The 14256-nt window shown below is 64.9% G+C and carries 13 protein-coding genes; 7 read left to right on the top strand and 6 right to left on the bottom strand.

Going from position 1 to position 14256, the window contains the following annotated elements:
• Window positions 1–8: 8 nt before the first annotated feature.
• The 5 genes from IB255_RS15570 to desA all read right to left on the bottom strand — a co-directional run bounded on the left by IB255_RS15570 (window position 9) and on the right by desA (window position 5913).
• Window positions 9–1103 (bottom strand): DegT/DnrJ/EryC1/StrS family aminotransferase, encoded by a 1095-nt coding sequence (locus tag IB255_RS15570; protein WP_081515219.1) that lies wholly within the window; start codon window positions 1101–1103, stop codon window positions 9–11.
• Between the two features lie 57 nt (window positions 1104–1160).
• Complete coding sequence (locus IB255_RS15565; RefSeq protein ID WP_081515218.1) at window positions 1161–2582, bottom strand: hypothetical protein; 1422 nt, start codon at window positions 2580–2582, stop codon at window positions 1161–1163.
• Entirely contained in the window at window positions 2582–3049 is a 468-nt protein-coding gene (locus IB255_RS15560) for a hypothetical protein (protein WP_192210550.1), read from the bottom strand. Before IB255_RS15560 ends, IB255_RS15565 begins: the two co-directional genes overlap by 1 nt.
• A 576-nt stretch (window positions 3050–3625) precedes the next feature.
• On the bottom strand, window positions 3626–4594 hold the full coding sequence (locus IB255_RS15555) for a sensor domain-containing diguanylate cyclase (RefSeq protein WP_081515216.1): 969 nt from the start codon (window positions 4592–4594) through the stop codon (window positions 3626–3628).
• Window positions 4595–4731: 137 nt separating this feature from the next.
• Window positions 4732–5913 carry a delta-9 fatty acid desaturase DesA gene (gene desA, locus IB255_RS15550; protein WP_081515215.1) on the bottom strand — a complete coding sequence of 394 codons (1182 nt, stop codon included), beginning with the start codon at window positions 5911–5913 and terminating at the stop codon, window positions 4732–4734.
• A 178-nt stretch (window positions 5914–6091) separates the two neighbouring features.
• On the opposite strand from desA, the gene IB255_RS15545 reads away from it, so the two are divergent.
• From IB255_RS15545 to IB255_RS15515, 7 genes are all read left to right on the top strand, one after another.
• Entirely contained in the window at window positions 6092–8365 is a 2274-nt protein-coding gene (locus tag IB255_RS15545) for a putative bifunctional diguanylate cyclase/phosphodiesterase (protein WP_081515214.1), read from the top strand.
• A 140-nt stretch (window positions 8366–8505) separates the two neighbouring features.
• Entirely contained in the window at window positions 8506–8688 is a 183-nt protein-coding gene (oscA, locus tag IB255_RS15540) for a sulfur starvation response protein OscA (protein WP_017520779.1), read from the top strand.
• A 168-nt stretch (window positions 8689–8856) separates the two neighbouring features.
• The gene (locus IB255_RS15535; RefSeq protein ID WP_081515213.1) at window positions 8857–9867 is read left to right on the top strand and encodes a sulfate ABC transporter substrate-binding protein; all 1011 of its coding nucleotides are present in this window, start codon (window positions 8857–8859) and stop codon (window positions 9865–9867) included.
• A 124-nt stretch (window positions 9868–9991) separates the two neighbouring features.
• Window positions 9992–10810 (top strand): sulfate ABC transporter permease subunit CysT, encoded by an 819-nt coding sequence (cysT, locus tag IB255_RS15530; RefSeq protein WP_017520777.1) that lies wholly within the window; start codon window positions 9992–9994, stop codon window positions 10808–10810.
• Between the two features lie 10 nt (window positions 10811–10820).
• A complete protein-coding gene (gene cysW, locus IB255_RS15525) occupies window positions 10821–11693 on the top strand; it encodes a sulfate ABC transporter permease subunit CysW (protein WP_081515211.1) in 873 nt (290 codons plus the stop codon).
• 14 nt (window positions 11694–11707) lie between these two features.
• Complete coding sequence (locus tag IB255_RS15520; protein WP_045215470.1) at window positions 11708–12697, top strand: sulfate/molybdate ABC transporter ATP-binding protein; 990 nt, start codon at window positions 11708–11710, stop codon at window positions 12695–12697.
• Between the two features lie 124 nt (window positions 12698–12821).
• Entirely contained in the window at window positions 12822–13571 is a 750-nt protein-coding gene (locus tag IB255_RS15515; protein WP_081515763.1) for a sulfite exporter TauE/SafE family protein, read from the top strand.
• Window positions 13572–13672: 101 nt separating this feature from the next.
• Here IB255_RS15515 and IB255_RS15510 read toward each other — a convergent pair whose 3' ends face one another.
• Entirely contained in the window at window positions 13673–14236 is a 564-nt protein-coding gene (locus IB255_RS15510) for a TetR/AcrR family transcriptional regulator (RefSeq protein WP_081515210.1), read from the bottom strand.
• Window positions 14237–14256: the final 20 nt, after the last annotated feature.

The following is a 14256-nucleotide window of genomic DNA, read 5'->3' as shown; positions in this document are numbered from 1 at the left end:
TCGTCCCCTTACACCGCGACGGCGACGCGGCCGCTTTCCAGCAGCAGCACTTCGATCACCGCGCGCTGGATCTCCTGCGGCAGGCCCGGGTACAGCGGCAGGCAGAGGATGCGCTGGCTCAGCTCGCGGGACAGCACTTGCGGCACCTGCGGGGCGAGGTAGTCGAGGGTGTCCAGCGACGGGTAGAAGTAACGCCGCGGGTTGACCCCGATCTCGTTCAGCGCGGTGCGCACGCGCAGCACCTGGGCTTCGTCGCGCAGGCCGATGGGGTAGTAGCTGTTGTTCAGCCGCGCGTAGCTCTCGCTGGCCTGCAGGTCGTAGTAGCCGCTGAGGGCTGCGGTGTAGCGGGCGGCGATCTCCTCGCGCTGGGCGAGGATGCTGTCGATCTCGTCGAGCACGCACAGGCCCATGGCGGCGGAGAACTCGTTGAGCTTGGCGTTGATCCCCAGGCCGACGATCTGGTCGACGCCGGCGATACCGAAGTTGCACATCAGGCGGATCTGCTTCGCCAGCTCGTCGTCGGAGGTGACGATGGCGCCGCCCTCGATGGTGTGGAACAGCTTGGTGGCATGGAAGCTCAGGGTGGTGGCGTCCCCCCAGGCCAGCACCGACCGGTCGCGGTAGCGCGAGCCGAAGGCGTGGGCGCCGTCGTAGATCACTTTCAACTGGTTGCGCTGGGCCACCGCCTGAATCTCCTCCACCGCACAGGGATTACCGAACACGTGGGTGGCGACGATGGCGGTGGTATCCGGCGCAAGGCTGGCTTCGATGCGCGCAGGGTCGAGGTTCCAGGTCCGCGGATCGATGTCGGCGAAGCGCGGGCGGATGCTCTCCCACTGCAGCGTGCTGCTGGTGGCAACGAAGCTGAAGGGGGTGGTCACGGCACTGCCGGTCACGCCCAGGGCCCGGTAGGCCACTTGCAGGGCGATGGTGCCGTTGTTGGTCAGAATCACATGGCGAACGCCGAAGTAGTCCTGCAGGCGCTCTTCCAGTTCCGTGACGAAGGGGCCGTGGTTGGTGATCCAGCCGGAGGCATAGATCTGGTCCACGTAGGCCTTGAACTTCTCCGGGTTGCCCAGGTAGGTCTTGGTCACATTGATCACGGTCGCATCCCTCTCTTGGATGGAAAGTCCGTTAGCTGTCGAGCCGGCGTGCGCCGCTCAACCCAGTGCCGACAGCGCAAAGGGCGCGTCGTCGATGCCGGTGTGGCTGTGGTCTTGAGAAACCTGCTCGGCTTGCGTTGCGCGGTTGGCCAGGTGCTCCTGCAGGGCCTCGATGACCCGGCCGCTGGCGTCGTTGTGGAACTGCCAGACGCCGTAGATACGGCTGTCGAAGGAGCGCTCGCTGCCCAGCATCGGGTTGGCCGCAAGGCCCGATCCGAGACCGAAGCTGTAGAGGCCGGGAATCGGCCGGCCGGTGTGGTCACGCAGGCAGCCGGCGGCGTCGGAATCCAGCCCGCCCTTGCTCTCGCGCACCTGCAGCGGCTCGCCGTTGGCGCGGCGCAGGGCCGGCAGGCACGGCTGGTAGCCGATGGCCTGGACAAACACGCCGTCGTCGCTGCAGCACTGCTCCAGGCGTTCGCGCGCGGCAGGTGAGCGATCTTCCAGGCACAGCAGTTCGACCTTCACCCGGGTGCCGCTGACCACGCCGTTGGAGAGCACGTCGGTGCCGACCTGGTGGGCGCGGTAGCGCAGGCCGCCGGAGCGGTTGACCCGACCGGACACCGGGCAGACATCCATGCCCTCGTCCACCCCATAGCCAGCCGCGCGAGCTTCCTCGACGCTCTCGAAGAACAGGCGGATCGGCGCGCGGTGCAGCAGGGTGATCTGCTCCAGGCCCAGGCAATCCAGGGCGCAGGCAAGGTTGTCGAGGATCGAGAAGGCGCTGTGCGAGCCACCGACCACGGTGAAGCGGGTACCCGGGGTCACGCGGTCGCCGAACAGCTCCACCAGCTCGGCGGCGTTCAGGCTCAGCAGCGCGTCGGAGGAGTAGACCGTGGGGCCGTCGTGGGACAGGTGCAGGTCCTGCTCGGCCAGGCTCCAGTTCAGGTACTCGCGGTTCTGCCGGCCGCCCAGGTTCATCACCAGCGCGCCGGCGTCGATCTGCGCGGTATGGGAGCCGCTGCGCAGCGCCAGCTGGAAGCTGCCGTCGTCCAGTGCGGTGATCTTTTCGATACGCGTACCCAGCGCCACTTCGACCCCCAGGTGCTCGGTGACATAGCGCATGAACAGCGTCGAGGCGTGCGCCAGCAACTCGCCCACTTGCGTGAGCATCGGCGCGCCATGGGGATCGTCCTGCAGGGCGCGGAATGCCCGCGAATGCGCCAGCGGCGCAAAAATCGGCAACAACGCCGGATCGCGCAGACAGTCGAGGAACACGTCGCCGACCGAGTTGGCCGTGATGTGGTAATCCCCCAGTCGGCCACGGCCGACCGCCAGCGCTGCGTCCACGACCAGCAGGCCGTCGCGGGCGAGGGTCGCCAGCGCGCCGGTCTTGTAGGCGTTGAACAGGAAGCCCATGCCTGCCGGGCCGGCGCCGCCGACCACACAGGCATAGTTGGAACGAAGCGATTGCTCGGCCATCAGCCTTGACTCCCAGCGCGGCGGGGCGCGCGGCTCTCGTGAGGCCGGCGCTGTCGGCCGGCAGGGTGGCAGCGTTCGCGCCGGAATTCCGTCACTCGCGGCGCAGCCGCCGTCGCGCGGACCTTCTTCGGGAAGGTCGCGGGAGTCAGTTCGGAATGGATGGCGAACGCCTGCAGAAGAACTTCGGCACGGCGCAGAAGTTGCTGTTTCAGAAATGAAACGAACACTGTCTGGCGCGGCTTAATTTCAGGGGAAAGTTCATGTTTGTTACACAACAAGGAGCCGGCATAACAAAATTTCGAACTAACGGAATCAGCTCGACTAAACTTTTCATTAACGCCTCGGGGATTGGCGTCAAACTCCCGCAGTTTCATCAGCGAAACACTTCCCGCCCGGGAAGCGTCGCTCTTTCTGCCTGTTTCAACGGCGCGATAAGTGCCGTCGTTTTCCATTGTTTCAGCGGCCATCGTCACTCACTCCAGTCCAGGAGGTGCTCTACGCCGGGCCAAATTGAAAATTCGAAGACAAGGCTACCGCCCGAGTTCGAATGACCCGATTCGATTAACGACAATCAACTGTTCGTCCCTGGAGTGGCCGTTACTTTTCGCTGGGCAAAGCTACCGCCCCTCGGCCAAGTTCCGAAAATCTGGAAAAACAAAAAGCAAAAATCTATCGCGCTTCCGCAGCGAGATGCTGGCGAAAGTTGTCAGGCAGCGATAGGAAAATAACAGGAAGAAGAGGTGGCAGAATCTTCCATGACCTTACTGCTCGTGCGACTGCTCCCTGAGGTGTCTCATCCGGACACCACACGATATTGCTATGTGGATAGTAATAGTGGGGGGGATGAAGGCATGTCAACGTAGGAAGCAATCCTACGCCGGGATTCCGACAGAAGGCAAATCACGACTCGCAAGTCATTGATTTATAACGCGCCATAAAGCCGACACAGGCATTTTGACAGCAGAAACATACAGTCCCGAATCTGCGAGAAAGGGATTAGTCAGAAAGTATTAATGTTTCCACCGCGGACAGGCTGGAGTGTTTCATCCCTGAACTATGCGGTCCTTGCCGGTGCGTTTTGCCTGATACAGTGCCGCGTCGGAGCGGCTGTAGAGCGCGGAAAGATTCTGGTCATCGGGCTGTAACAGGGTCAGCCCCTGGCTGATGGTGACGCTGAAGAAATGCTCGGCCTCGTTGAAGCGCAGGCGCTGCACTTCCCGTTGCAGGCGCTCGCCGATCTGCCGCGCCATGCTCTCGTCGCACCCCGGCAGCAGCACGGCGAATTCCTCGCCGCCGATTCGGCCGAACAGGTCGCCGCGACGCAGCGCGCCCGCCCCGCTCTGGGCGATGCGCTGCAGGACCACGTCACCGACCTGGTGGCCGTAGACGTCGTTGATCTTCTTGAAGTCGTCCACGTCCAGCAGCAGGAACGCCAGCGGCGTGGAGGTCGCCTTGCAGTCGCGGAAGGCCTGCTCGGCACTGTCGAAGAAGTAGCGGCGGTTGCTGCTCTGGGTCAGCACGTCGGTGGTGGCCAGGCGGTGCAGCTCGGTCTCCAGGTGCTTCTTGTCGGTGATGTCCTCGGCGATGCCGACGATCATCAGCGGCAGGCCCGCGTCGCTGTGCTGGCTGACGAAACATTTGTCGCTGAGCCAGCGCACTTCGCCGTCGGCGCGCAGGATGCGGTATTCGCGCTGCTCGATGGCGCCGCGCTGCAGCACTTCCTGCAGGGTGCTCTGGGCGTAGTCCAGGTCATCGGGATAGATGCAGTTGCGCCACTCGTTGTAGTCCGCCAGCAGCAGTGCGGCGGAGCGGCCGAAGATGCGCTCGTACGCCGGGCTGACATAGACCATGCGCTGGGCCTGCCAGTCGAAGGCCCAGAGTACCGAGTTCACGCTCGCCAGCAGCGCGCTGAAGAGCTGTTCGCGCTCCTTCAGGCGCGTCACCTCGGCGCGGCTGTGCAGCAGTGCCAGCAGGGCCTCTTCCTGATCGGCCGGCAATTTATTCTCATCCATGTATCAGCATCCTCCCGCTCATTGACCGGGGCTATGACCGCAAACTACGCCAGGCTGCTGCAAATTAAACGAAAAGCCCGCCGAACGGCGGGCTTTTCTGAGACGCATCTCTCAACGTCCTAGGACGTTTCCGCCATTCAGACGGCCGGACGCAGGGAGTAGGTCTTCAGCTGCTCGGCAAACTCGCGCAGGGACTGGATACCGCTGGCTTCCGCCTCGTGCACCCACTGCTTGATCGCGGCGAGCATGTCGTGGCCGTTGGCGCTGGTTTTCACCCAGATCTGCTGCAGGGCCAGACGCTTCTCGTAGATCACCTGCAGGGACTGGCTCTGCGCGAGCAGGTCCTGGATGCGCGCATGGTGGCGCTCTTCCAGCAGGCTGGTTTCACGCGAGAGCAGGCGCTTGGCGCGGCGGAACAGGTGGCGTACCGACTCGTCGGCCTTGGCCAGTTCCTGCTTCACCAGCGGGCCGATCACCAGCTTGCGATACTGGGCCATGATCTGGAAGCGGTTGTTGAGGATGGCCATGGCGGTATCCATGTCCAGGTTGCCCTTGCCTTCCACGCGGTGCGCGATGGGTGCCACGCGGGCAACCTTGGCCAGGCGCAGGAAGCTGAACACCTTGATCCAGGCCCAGCCCAGGTCGAACTCCCACTTCTTCACCGACAGCTTCGCCGAGTTCGGGTAGGTGTGGTGGTTGTTGTGCAGTTCCTCACCGCCGATCAGGATGCCCCAGGGCACGAGGTTGGTGGCGGCGTCGCGGCATTCGAAGTTGCGGTAGCCCACGGCGTGGCCCAGGCCGTTGATGACGCCAGCGGCCCACACGGGGATCCACATCATCTGCACGGCCCAGACGGTCATGCCGAGCACGCCGAACAGCGCGAGATCGATGATCGCCATCAGCACGATGCCGCCGATCGGGTAGCGCGAGTAGACGTTGCGCTCGATCCAGTCTTCCGGGCAATTCTTGCCGTAGATACGCAGGGTGTCGGGGTTCTCCGCCTCCTTGCGATACAGCTCGGCGCCGGTGCGCAGCACGGTGCCCAGGCCCTTGTACACCGGGCTGTGCGGGTCTTCGGCGGTTTCGCACTTGGCGTGGTGCTTGCGGTGGATGGCGGTCCACTCGCGGGTGTTCATGGCCGTGGTCATCCACAGCCAGAAACGGAAGAAATGCTGCAGCGCCGGATGCAGCTCAAGCGCGCGGTGCGCCGAGTAGCGGTGCAGATAGACGGTGACGCTGACGATGGTGATATGCGTCAGGACCAGGGTGACTGCCACCAGTTGCCAGGGCGACAGGTCAAGGAAACCGTTGTACCACATAGGCGATACTGTACCTCGGAAGGGGGTAGAACTACGCCCTGCTGGGCGCGCTGTACCGGGAAAAGACAGCCGCATTATCACCAAGCAGGTCCGGATTACCATCCGGTCTTTTAGATACGAATGTGGCCACGTGGCCATCATTTATACTGCACAGCCAATAAATCCAACCCACTACCGCATGAATCCTCGCCTCAGCGCCTTGCGCATCAGTCTGTTGTACCTGGCCCTGGGCTCCCTCTGGGTGCTGCTCAGTGACCAATGGTTACAAAAGCTGCTCATCGATCCCGCTTCGCTGATGCACTGGATGGAGGTGAAGAAGTACCTGTTCCTGGCTATCACCTCGCTCGTGCTGTTCTTCCTGCTCTGGCGGCACTTTCGCCGGCAGCACGCCGCCTTCGCCGCGCTGGCCGACAAGGAGCAACGCCTGAGCCGCGCCTTCGCGGTGGTCGAGGACGGCATCTGGGACTGGGACCTGGAAACCCAGCGCGTCCATTATTCCTCCGGCTACGCCAACCTGCTCGGCCTGCCCCTGGAGCACCTGAGCGATGACCTGCTGCTGTGGGAAAATCGCCTGCATCCGGAGGACCGCGCGCGCGTCCTGGCCCTTCACCAGGATTGCCTCCAGGGCCTGAGCACGCGTCTGGAGTGCGTCTACCGCATCCGCCACAGCGACGACACCTACCGCTGGGTTCGCAGCAGTGGCCGCCTGACCCGCGGTGAGGACGGCCGCCCGCTGCGCCTGACCGGCGTCAATCGCGACATCACCCATCAGCGCAGCAACGAAGACCACCTGCGCCAGGCCGCCGCCGTGTTCGAGGCGACCCAGGAAGGCCTGCTGGTGACCGACGCGCGCGGCGTGATCGTGCACACCAATCCGTCCTTCTCGCGCATTACCGGCTACAGCGCCGAGGACGTGCTCGGCGGCGAGCCTTCGCTGCTCAAGTCCGGCCGCCAGGACGACGCCTTCTACCAGCGCATGTGGGCCGCCCTGCACGAGAACGGCGTGTGGAGCGGCGAAATCTGGAACCGCCGCAAGAGCGGCGAGGTGTACCCGCAATGGCAGCACATCCGCGCCGTGCGTAATGACGAGGGCGAACTGACCCACTACGTCGCGGTGTTCTCCGACCTCAGCAGCCTCAAGCGCTCGCAGCACGAACTGGATTTCCTCGCCCACCACGACCCGCTGACCGGCCTGCCCAACCGCCTGCTGCTGCGCGAGCGCATCGAGCAGGCGCTGGCCCGTGCCGAGCGCGAACAGAACGGTGGCGCACTGCTGAGCATCGACCTCGACCACTTCAAGCACATCAACGACAGCCTCGGCCACACCATCGGCGACCTGCTCATCCGCGCGGTGGCCAAGCGCCTGGAAGACTGCCTGGACGAACGCTGCTCCCTGGCGCGACTGGGCGGCGACGAGTTCGCCGTGGTTCTCGAAAGCCAGCAGCCGCACCACGCCAGCAGCCTCGCCCAGCGCCTGCTGGAAGCGATGAGCGCGCCCTTCGAGGTCAATGAACAGATCATCTACATGTCGGTGAGCCTGGGCGTCAGCCTGTTCCCCGAGGACGCGCGCAACGTCGACCACCTGCTGCAGCACGCCGACGCCGCGCTGTTCCAGGCCAAGGCCAGCGGGCGCAACCTCTACGCCTTCTATACCCCCGAGCTGACCGCCCGCGCGCGCTCCCACGTGCAGGTGGAATCGGCGCTGCGCCACGCGCTGGACCACGACGAACTGCGCCTGTACTTCCAGCCGGTGCACGACCTGGCCACCGGCCGCATGGTCGGTGTCGAGTCGCTGGTGCGCTGGCAGCACCCGAGCCAGGGACTGATTCCGCCCAGCGAGTTCATCCCAGTGGCCGAGGAAAGCGGCCTGATCACCGCCATCGACGCCTGGGTACTCGACCAGGCCTGCCGGCAGATGCGCCAGTGGCTGGACGCCGGCGCCGACCTGGACTTCATCGCGGTCAACGTCTCCAGCCGGCTGTTCGGTCGTGGCGGCCTGGAAGAGCGTGTGGCCCTGGCGCTGGAGCAGAGCGGCCTGGAGCCGCATCACCTGGAGCTGGAAGTCACCGAAAGCGCGGTGATGGAGAACTTCGACCAGGCCCTGGAGCTGCTCTGCCAACTGCGCCTGCTGGGCGTGCACCTGGCCATCGACGACTTCGGCACCGGTTACTCCTCGCTGATGCGCCTCAAGCGCATGCCGGTGCACAAGCTGAAGATCGACCAGGGCTTCGTCGCCGGCCTGCCGGACGAATCCGAGGACGCCGCCATCGCCTGCGCGGTGATCGCCCTGGGCCAGAGCATGGGCCTGCAGGTGGTCGCCGAGGGCATCGAGCGGCCCGACCAGGCCGCCTTCCTCCTCACCCACGCCTGCGATTTCGGCCAGGGTTACTGGTACGGCGCCCCGCAGCCGGCCGACGTCCTGCTCGCGCAATTGCCGCGCGACCCCGCATGAAATCGCGCTAAAAACTTTCGGATATATAAAAATTCTTAAACAGTATTTTTAAGAATATCCAGCTCCTGCCTAAGATGCGCTCACACCGCACGCGCCGTCGATGAAACGGCCGGTGGTAAACCCACTAGGAGCAGATACCCATGAGCGCAACCCTCCGTAGCCTGGACGGCCAGGACGAAGCCAACATCCTGCGCGAAGTGCAGAGCGCCCTGCGTGGCCTGCGTTTCGGCGCCGTCGAGATCACCGTGCACAACGGCCAGGTCGTGCAGATCGAGCGCAAGGAAAAATTCCGCCTGCAGCAGAGCCCCGGCAAGCCTGCCTGAGCCGACGCGCCCCTTTATCAAGGGGCATGACTGGACCACCGGAGCGTCGCCATGACCGCCCTGCCCCACCGGTACTGCAGCAGCCAGCCACGAATGCGTGGCTGAGATCGCCCCCGAAAGACCCTGCCAAACAAACATAAAGAACTGCATTTTTTTCAGGAGCTGCACATGTCCATCCGCCGTTTCGCCCTGGCCGCACTGGCCAGCGCACTGATATCCACTGTGGTCGCAGGCCCCGTCTCCGCCGCGACCCAACTGCTCAACGTTTCCTACGACCCGACCCGCGAGCTGTACCAGGCCTACAACGCCGCCTTCATCAAGCACTGGAAGGCCCAAGGCGGTGACGACCTGACCGTGCAGCAATCCCACGGTGGCTCGGGCAAACAGGCCCGCGCCGTGATCGACGGCCTGAAGGCCGACGTGGTGACCCTGGCCCTGGCCGGCGACATCGACGAACTGAACAAGCTGGGCAAGCTGCTGCCCGCCGACTGGCAGGCCCGCCTGCCCGACAACAGCACCCCCTACACCTCGACCATCGTGTTCCTGGTGCGCAAGGGCAACCCCAAGGGCATCAAGGACTGGGCCGACCTGACCAAGCAGGGCGTGGAAGTCATCACCCCGAACCCGAAGACCTCCGGCGGCGCCCGCTGGAACTTCCTGGCCGCCTGGGCCTGGGCGAAGAAGGAATACGGTAGCGACGAGAAAGCCCAGGAATACGTGCAGAACCTGTACAAGCACGTGCCGGTTCTGGACACTGGCGCCCGCGGCTCGACCATCACCTTCGTCAACAACAACATTGGCGACGTGCTGCTGGCCTGGGAAAACGAAGCCTTCCTGGCCAAGAAGGAACAGGGCGGCGAGAACTTCGAGATCGTCGTTCCGTCCGTGTCCATCCTGGCAGAGCCGCCGGTGGCCGTGGTCGACAAGACCGTCGACAAGAAAGGCACCCGCAAGGTCGCCGAGGAATACCTGAAGTACCTGTACAGCGAAGAAGGCCAGCGCATCGCCGCGCAGAACTTCTACCGCCCGCGTGATGCCAAGGTCGCTGCCGAGTTCGCCAACCAGTTCCCGAAACTCAACCTGGTGACCATCGACAAGGACTTCGGCGGCTGGAAAGTCGCGCAGCCCAAGTTCTTCAACGACGGCGGCATCTTCGACAAGATCTACCAGGCGCAGTAGTGCGCCACCCGCCCGGCCCTGCGCCGGGCGTCCCGATCCGCGCAGGCCGGTGCACAGCCTGGGCGAAAAGGAAAACCCCCGCCCCATGGCGGGGGCTCAACGCGTTCATGAGAAAGGACAGACAATGTCGCGACGCATCTCCCCGGTCATACCCGGCTTCGGGCTGACTCTGGGCTACACCCTGGTGTATCTCAGCCTGTTGGTGCTGATTCCGCTGGGGGCCATGTTCCTCAAGACGACCCAGCTCTCCTGGGATCAGTTCTGGACCATCATCACCGCGCCGCGGGTCATCGCCGCGCTCAAGCTGAGCTTCGGCACCGCGCTGATCGCCGCCCTGATCAACGGCGTGATCGGCACCCTGCTGGCCTGGGTGCTGGTGCGCTACCGCTTCCCGGGACGCAAGATCATCGACGCGATGATCGACCTGCCCTTCGCCCTGCCCACCGCCGTGGCCGGCATCGCGCTCACCGCGCTGTACGCGCCCAACGGCCTGGTCGGCCGCTTCGCCACCGAGATCGGCCTGAAGATCGCCTACACCCCACTGGGCATCACCCTGGCGCTGACCTTCGTGGTGCTGCCGTTCGTGGTGCGCACCGTGCAGCCGGTACTGGCCGATATCCCGCGTGAAGTGGAAGAAGCCGCCGCCTGCCTGGGCGCCAAGCCGCTGCAGGTGTTCCGCCATGTGCTGCTGCCGGCGCTGCTGCCGGCCTGGCTGACCGGCTTCGCCCTGGCCTTCGCCCGCGGCGTCGGCGAGTACGGCTCGGTGATCTTCATCGCCGGCAACATGCCGATGAAGACCGAGATCCTGCCGCTGCTGATCATGGTCAAGCTGGACCAGTACGACTACACCGGCGCCACCGCCATCGGCGTGCTGATGCTGGTCGTCGCCTTCGTCCTGCTGCTGCTGATCAACCTGCTGCAACGCCGCATCGAAACACCCTGAGGAGCGCGCCATGAGTACCGCAAGCCTTTCCGCCGCGGCCGCTGCCAACGCTGCTCGCCGGGGTAATGTCTGGGGCCGCCGCGCCCTGATCGCGCTGGCCTGGCTGGCCTTCGCCCTGTTCCTGCTGCTGCCGCTGTTCGTCGTTCTGAGTGAAGCGCTGAAGCAGGGCTTCGGCACCTTCTTCGAAGCCATCCTGGAACCCGACGCGCTCGCCGCGCTGAAGCTGACACTGATCGCCGTGGGCATCTCGGTGCCGCTGAACCTGGTGTTCGGCATCGCCGCCGCCTGGTGCGTGACCAAGTTCGAGTTCCCCGGCAAGAGCATCCTGGTGACCCTGATCGACCTGCCGTTCTCGGTCTCCCCGGTGATCGCCGGCCTGATCTACGTGCTGCTGTTCGGCGCCCAGGGCTACTTCGGCGAGTGGCTGTCGGACCACGACATCCAGATCGTCTTCGCCGTGCCCGGCATCGTCCTGGCCACCCTCTTCGTCACCTTCCCCTTCGTCGCCCGCGAACTGATCCCGCTGATGCAGGAACAGGGCACCCAGGAGGAAGAGGCCGCGCGCCTGCTCGGCGCCAATGGCTGGCAGATGTTCTGGCACGTGACCCTGCCGAACATCAAATGGGGCCTGATCTACGGCGTGGTGCTGTGCACCGCGCGGGCCATGGGCGAGTTCGGCGCGGTGTCGGTGGTCTCCGGGCACATCCGCGGCGTCACCAACACCCTGCCGCTGCACGTCGAAATCCTCTACAACGAATACAACCACGTCGCCGCTTTCAGCGTCGCCACCCTGCTGCTGCTGATGGCCCTGGTCATCCTGCTGCTCAAGCAGTGGAGCGAGTCGCGCCTGTCCCGCACCAAAGTCAAAGCTGACGATGAATAAGTGAGAGCCACGCCATGAGCATCGAGATCCGTAACGTCAGCAAGAACTTCAACGCCTTCAAGGCGCTGAACGACATCAACCTCGACATCCACAGCGGCGAGCTGGTCGCCCTGCTCGGCCCGTCCGGCTGCGGCAAGACCACCCTGCTGCGCATCATCGCCGGCCTGGAAACCCCGGACGTGGGCAACATCGTGTTCCACGGCGAGGACGTCTCGCAGCACGACGTGCGTGATCGCAATGTCGGCTTCGTGTTCCAGCACTACGCACTGTTCCGCCACATGACGGTGTTCGACAACGTAGCCTTCGGCCTGCGCATGAAGCCCAAGAAGGAGCGCCCGAGCGAAGCGCGCATCGCCGAGAAAGTCCACGAACTGCTCAACATGGTGCAGCTGGACTGGCTCTCCGACCGCTACCCGGAGCAGCTCTCCGGCGGCCAGCGTCAGCGTATCGCGCTGGCCCGTGCACTGGCGGTGGAGCCTAAGATCCTGCTGCTCGACGAACCCTTCGGCGCCCTCGACGCCAAGGTGCGTAAAGAGCTGCGCCGCTGGCTTGCACGCCTGCACGAGGAGATCAACCTGACCTCCGTGTTCGTCACCCACGACCAGGAAGAAGCGATGGAAGTCGCCGACCGCATCGTGGTGATGAACAAGGGCGTGATCGAGCAGATCGGCTCCCCTGGCGAGGTCTACGAGAACCCGGCCAGCGACTTCGTCTACCACTTCCTCGGCGACTCCAACCGCCTGCACATCGGCGGTGACGAGCACGTGCTGTTCCGCCCGCACGAAATCTCGCTGTCGCGCTCCGAAGTGGCCGAGCACCGCGCCGCCGAAGTCCGCGACATCCGCCCGCTGGGCGCGATCACCCGCGTGACCCTCAAGGTCGACGGCCAGGACGAGCTGATCGAGGCCGAAGTGGTCAAGGACCACGACAGCCTGACCGGGCTGGCCCGTGGCGAGACGCTGTACTTCAAGCCGAAGGCCTACCAGCCGGTGGCGAATATCTGATGCATCCGTAGACCTGCAGGAGCGTCCCATGGACGTGATCGCGGGCATGGCCCGCTCCTGCAGGTTCGCGTCGACCCTCGATCTTCCGTATCCTGCCCCGGTCCTTTTCACGCAAGGCCCGGCCATGTTCGACGCCCTCCCCCAGCACCTCGAACTGATCATCCTCACCTTCCTCCTCGCCGGCCTGGTGAAGGGGGTGGTGGGCCTCGGCCTGCCCACGGTCGCCGTCGGGCTGCTCGGGCTGGTGATGCCGCCGATGCAGGCAGCCGCGATTCTCGTCGTACCCTCTACCGTCACCAACATCTGGCAGCTCGCCGCCGGGCCGCGCTTCCTCGGGCTGCTCAAGCGGATGTGGGGCATGCTGGTCGGCATAGTCATCGGCACCCTGCTGGTGGGCTGGCTGCTGGCAGGACGCAACTGGCCGGCGGCGACACCGCTGCTGGGTGTGGCACTGATTCTTTACGCGCTGCTGGGGCTGTCGAACAAGCGCTTCAGCGTGGCACCGAAACACGAGCGCTGGCTGTCGCCGCTGATCGGCGTGATCACCGGCGGTGTCACCGCCGTGACCGGCGTCTTCGTGATTCCCGCCGTGCCGTTCCTGCAGGCTCTCGGGCTGGAGAAGGACGACCTGGTGCAGGCACTGGGATTGTCCTTCACCGTCTCGACCCTGGCCCTGGCGATCACCCTCAGCCAGCACGGCTCGCTGCTGCAGGCGGATGTGCTCGGCCTGTCGCTGATGGCGCTGCTGCCGGCACTGGCGGGCATGTACCTGGGCACCTGGCTGCGCTCGCGGATCAGCCCGCTGGCGTTCCGCCGCTGTTTCTTCGGCGGACTGCTCCTGCTCGGCGCCGACCTTGCCATCCGCGGTCTCTGACCCGCGCTGATTGGCTTGCGTAGGGCGCATAACGCCTACGGCGTTATCCGCCATCCCGGCGGATAACCCGTGCCGGGTTATGCGCCCTACGGGATAGCACCTCACTGCTCGTCGAGATGACGCAGCAAAAACTCCCGGCTCGACTCGATGATCGCCTTCTGCGTCTTCTCGCTGGCAACCATCCGCGCCACCACCAGCGCGCCGACGCATTGCGCCAGCAACGCCCAGGCGTCTTCCGGCGAACCCAGCGCCTCGCCCCAGGCCTGCTGCAACTCCAGCAGCGCATCCTCGGCGCTCTGCCGCACGGACTCATCGGCGCGAGCGATCTCCGCGCCCAGCGCCGGAATCGCACAACCGGCGCCAGCGTCCTGCACGTGGGTAACGCTCAGGTAGCGCTTCAGGCCGCGCTCCAGGCGCGCACGATCGAGCACCTTGCCCTTGGCCGCGAGGCGCTCGACGCTCTGCTGCAACTCGCGCTCGACGATGGCGGCGAACAGTTCGTCCTTCGACCCGAAGTGGTTGTAGAACGCCCCGCCGGACAAGCCCACCGCCTTCATCAGCCCGTCCACGCCGGAGGTGGCGAAGCCACCCTGCTTGGCGAGCGCGCCGCTGCTGTCGAGCAGGCGCTGGCGGGTTTCTTCCTTGTGGGTGGCTGAGTAGCGCATCGGGGCGACTCCGGCGAAGC

The organism is Pseudomonas sp. PDM22, assembly GCF_014851965.1.
Classification (GTDB): domain Bacteria; phylum Pseudomonadota; class Gammaproteobacteria; order Pseudomonadales; family Pseudomonadaceae; genus Pseudomonas.
The sequence above is the reverse complement of the archived record's forward strand: the minus strand, read 5'-3'. Positions and strand labels throughout refer to the sequence as shown.

Coding starts and splice junctions, on each gene's coding strand:
- IB255_RS15565 (WP_081515218.1), bottom strand. CDS start 2,582: ATGGCCGAGCAATCGCTTCGTTCCAACTATGCCTGTGTGGTCGGCGGC.
- IB255_RS15560 (WP_192210550.1), bottom strand. CDS start 3,049: ATGGCCGCTGAAACAATGGAAAACGACGGCACTTATCGCGCCGTTGAA.
- IB255_RS15555 (WP_081515216.1), bottom strand. CDS start 4,594: ATGGATGAGAATAAATTGCCGGCCGATCAGGAAGAGGCCCTGCTGGCA.
- desA (WP_081515215.1), bottom strand. CDS start 5,913: ATGTGGTACAACGGTTTCCTTGACCTGTCGCCCTGGCAACTGGTGGCA.
- IB255_RS15545 (WP_081515214.1), top strand. CDS start 6,092: ATGAATCCTCGCCTCAGCGCCTTGCGCATCAGTCTGTTGTACCTGGCC.
- oscA (WP_017520779.1), top strand. CDS start 8,506: ATGAGCGCAACCCTCCGTAGCCTGGACGGCCAGGACGAAGCCAACATC.
- IB255_RS15535 (WP_081515213.1), top strand. CDS start 8,857: ATGTCCATCCGCCGTTTCGCCCTGGCCGCACTGGCCAGCGCACTGATA.
- cysT (WP_017520777.1), top strand. CDS start 9,992: ATGTCGCGACGCATCTCCCCGGTCATACCCGGCTTCGGGCTGACTCTG.
- cysW (WP_081515211.1), top strand. CDS start 10,821: ATGAGTACCGCAAGCCTTTCCGCCGCGGCCGCTGCCAACGCTGCTCGC.
- IB255_RS15520 (WP_045215470.1), top strand. CDS start 11,708: ATGAGCATCGAGATCCGTAACGTCAGCAAGAACTTCAACGCCTTCAAG.
- IB255_RS15515 (WP_081515763.1), top strand. CDS start 12,822: ATGTTCGACGCCCTCCCCCAGCACCTCGAACTGATCATCCTCACCTTC.
- IB255_RS15510 (WP_081515210.1), bottom strand. CDS start 14,236: ATGCGCTACTCAGCCACCCACAAGGAAGAAACCCGCCAGCGCCTGCTC.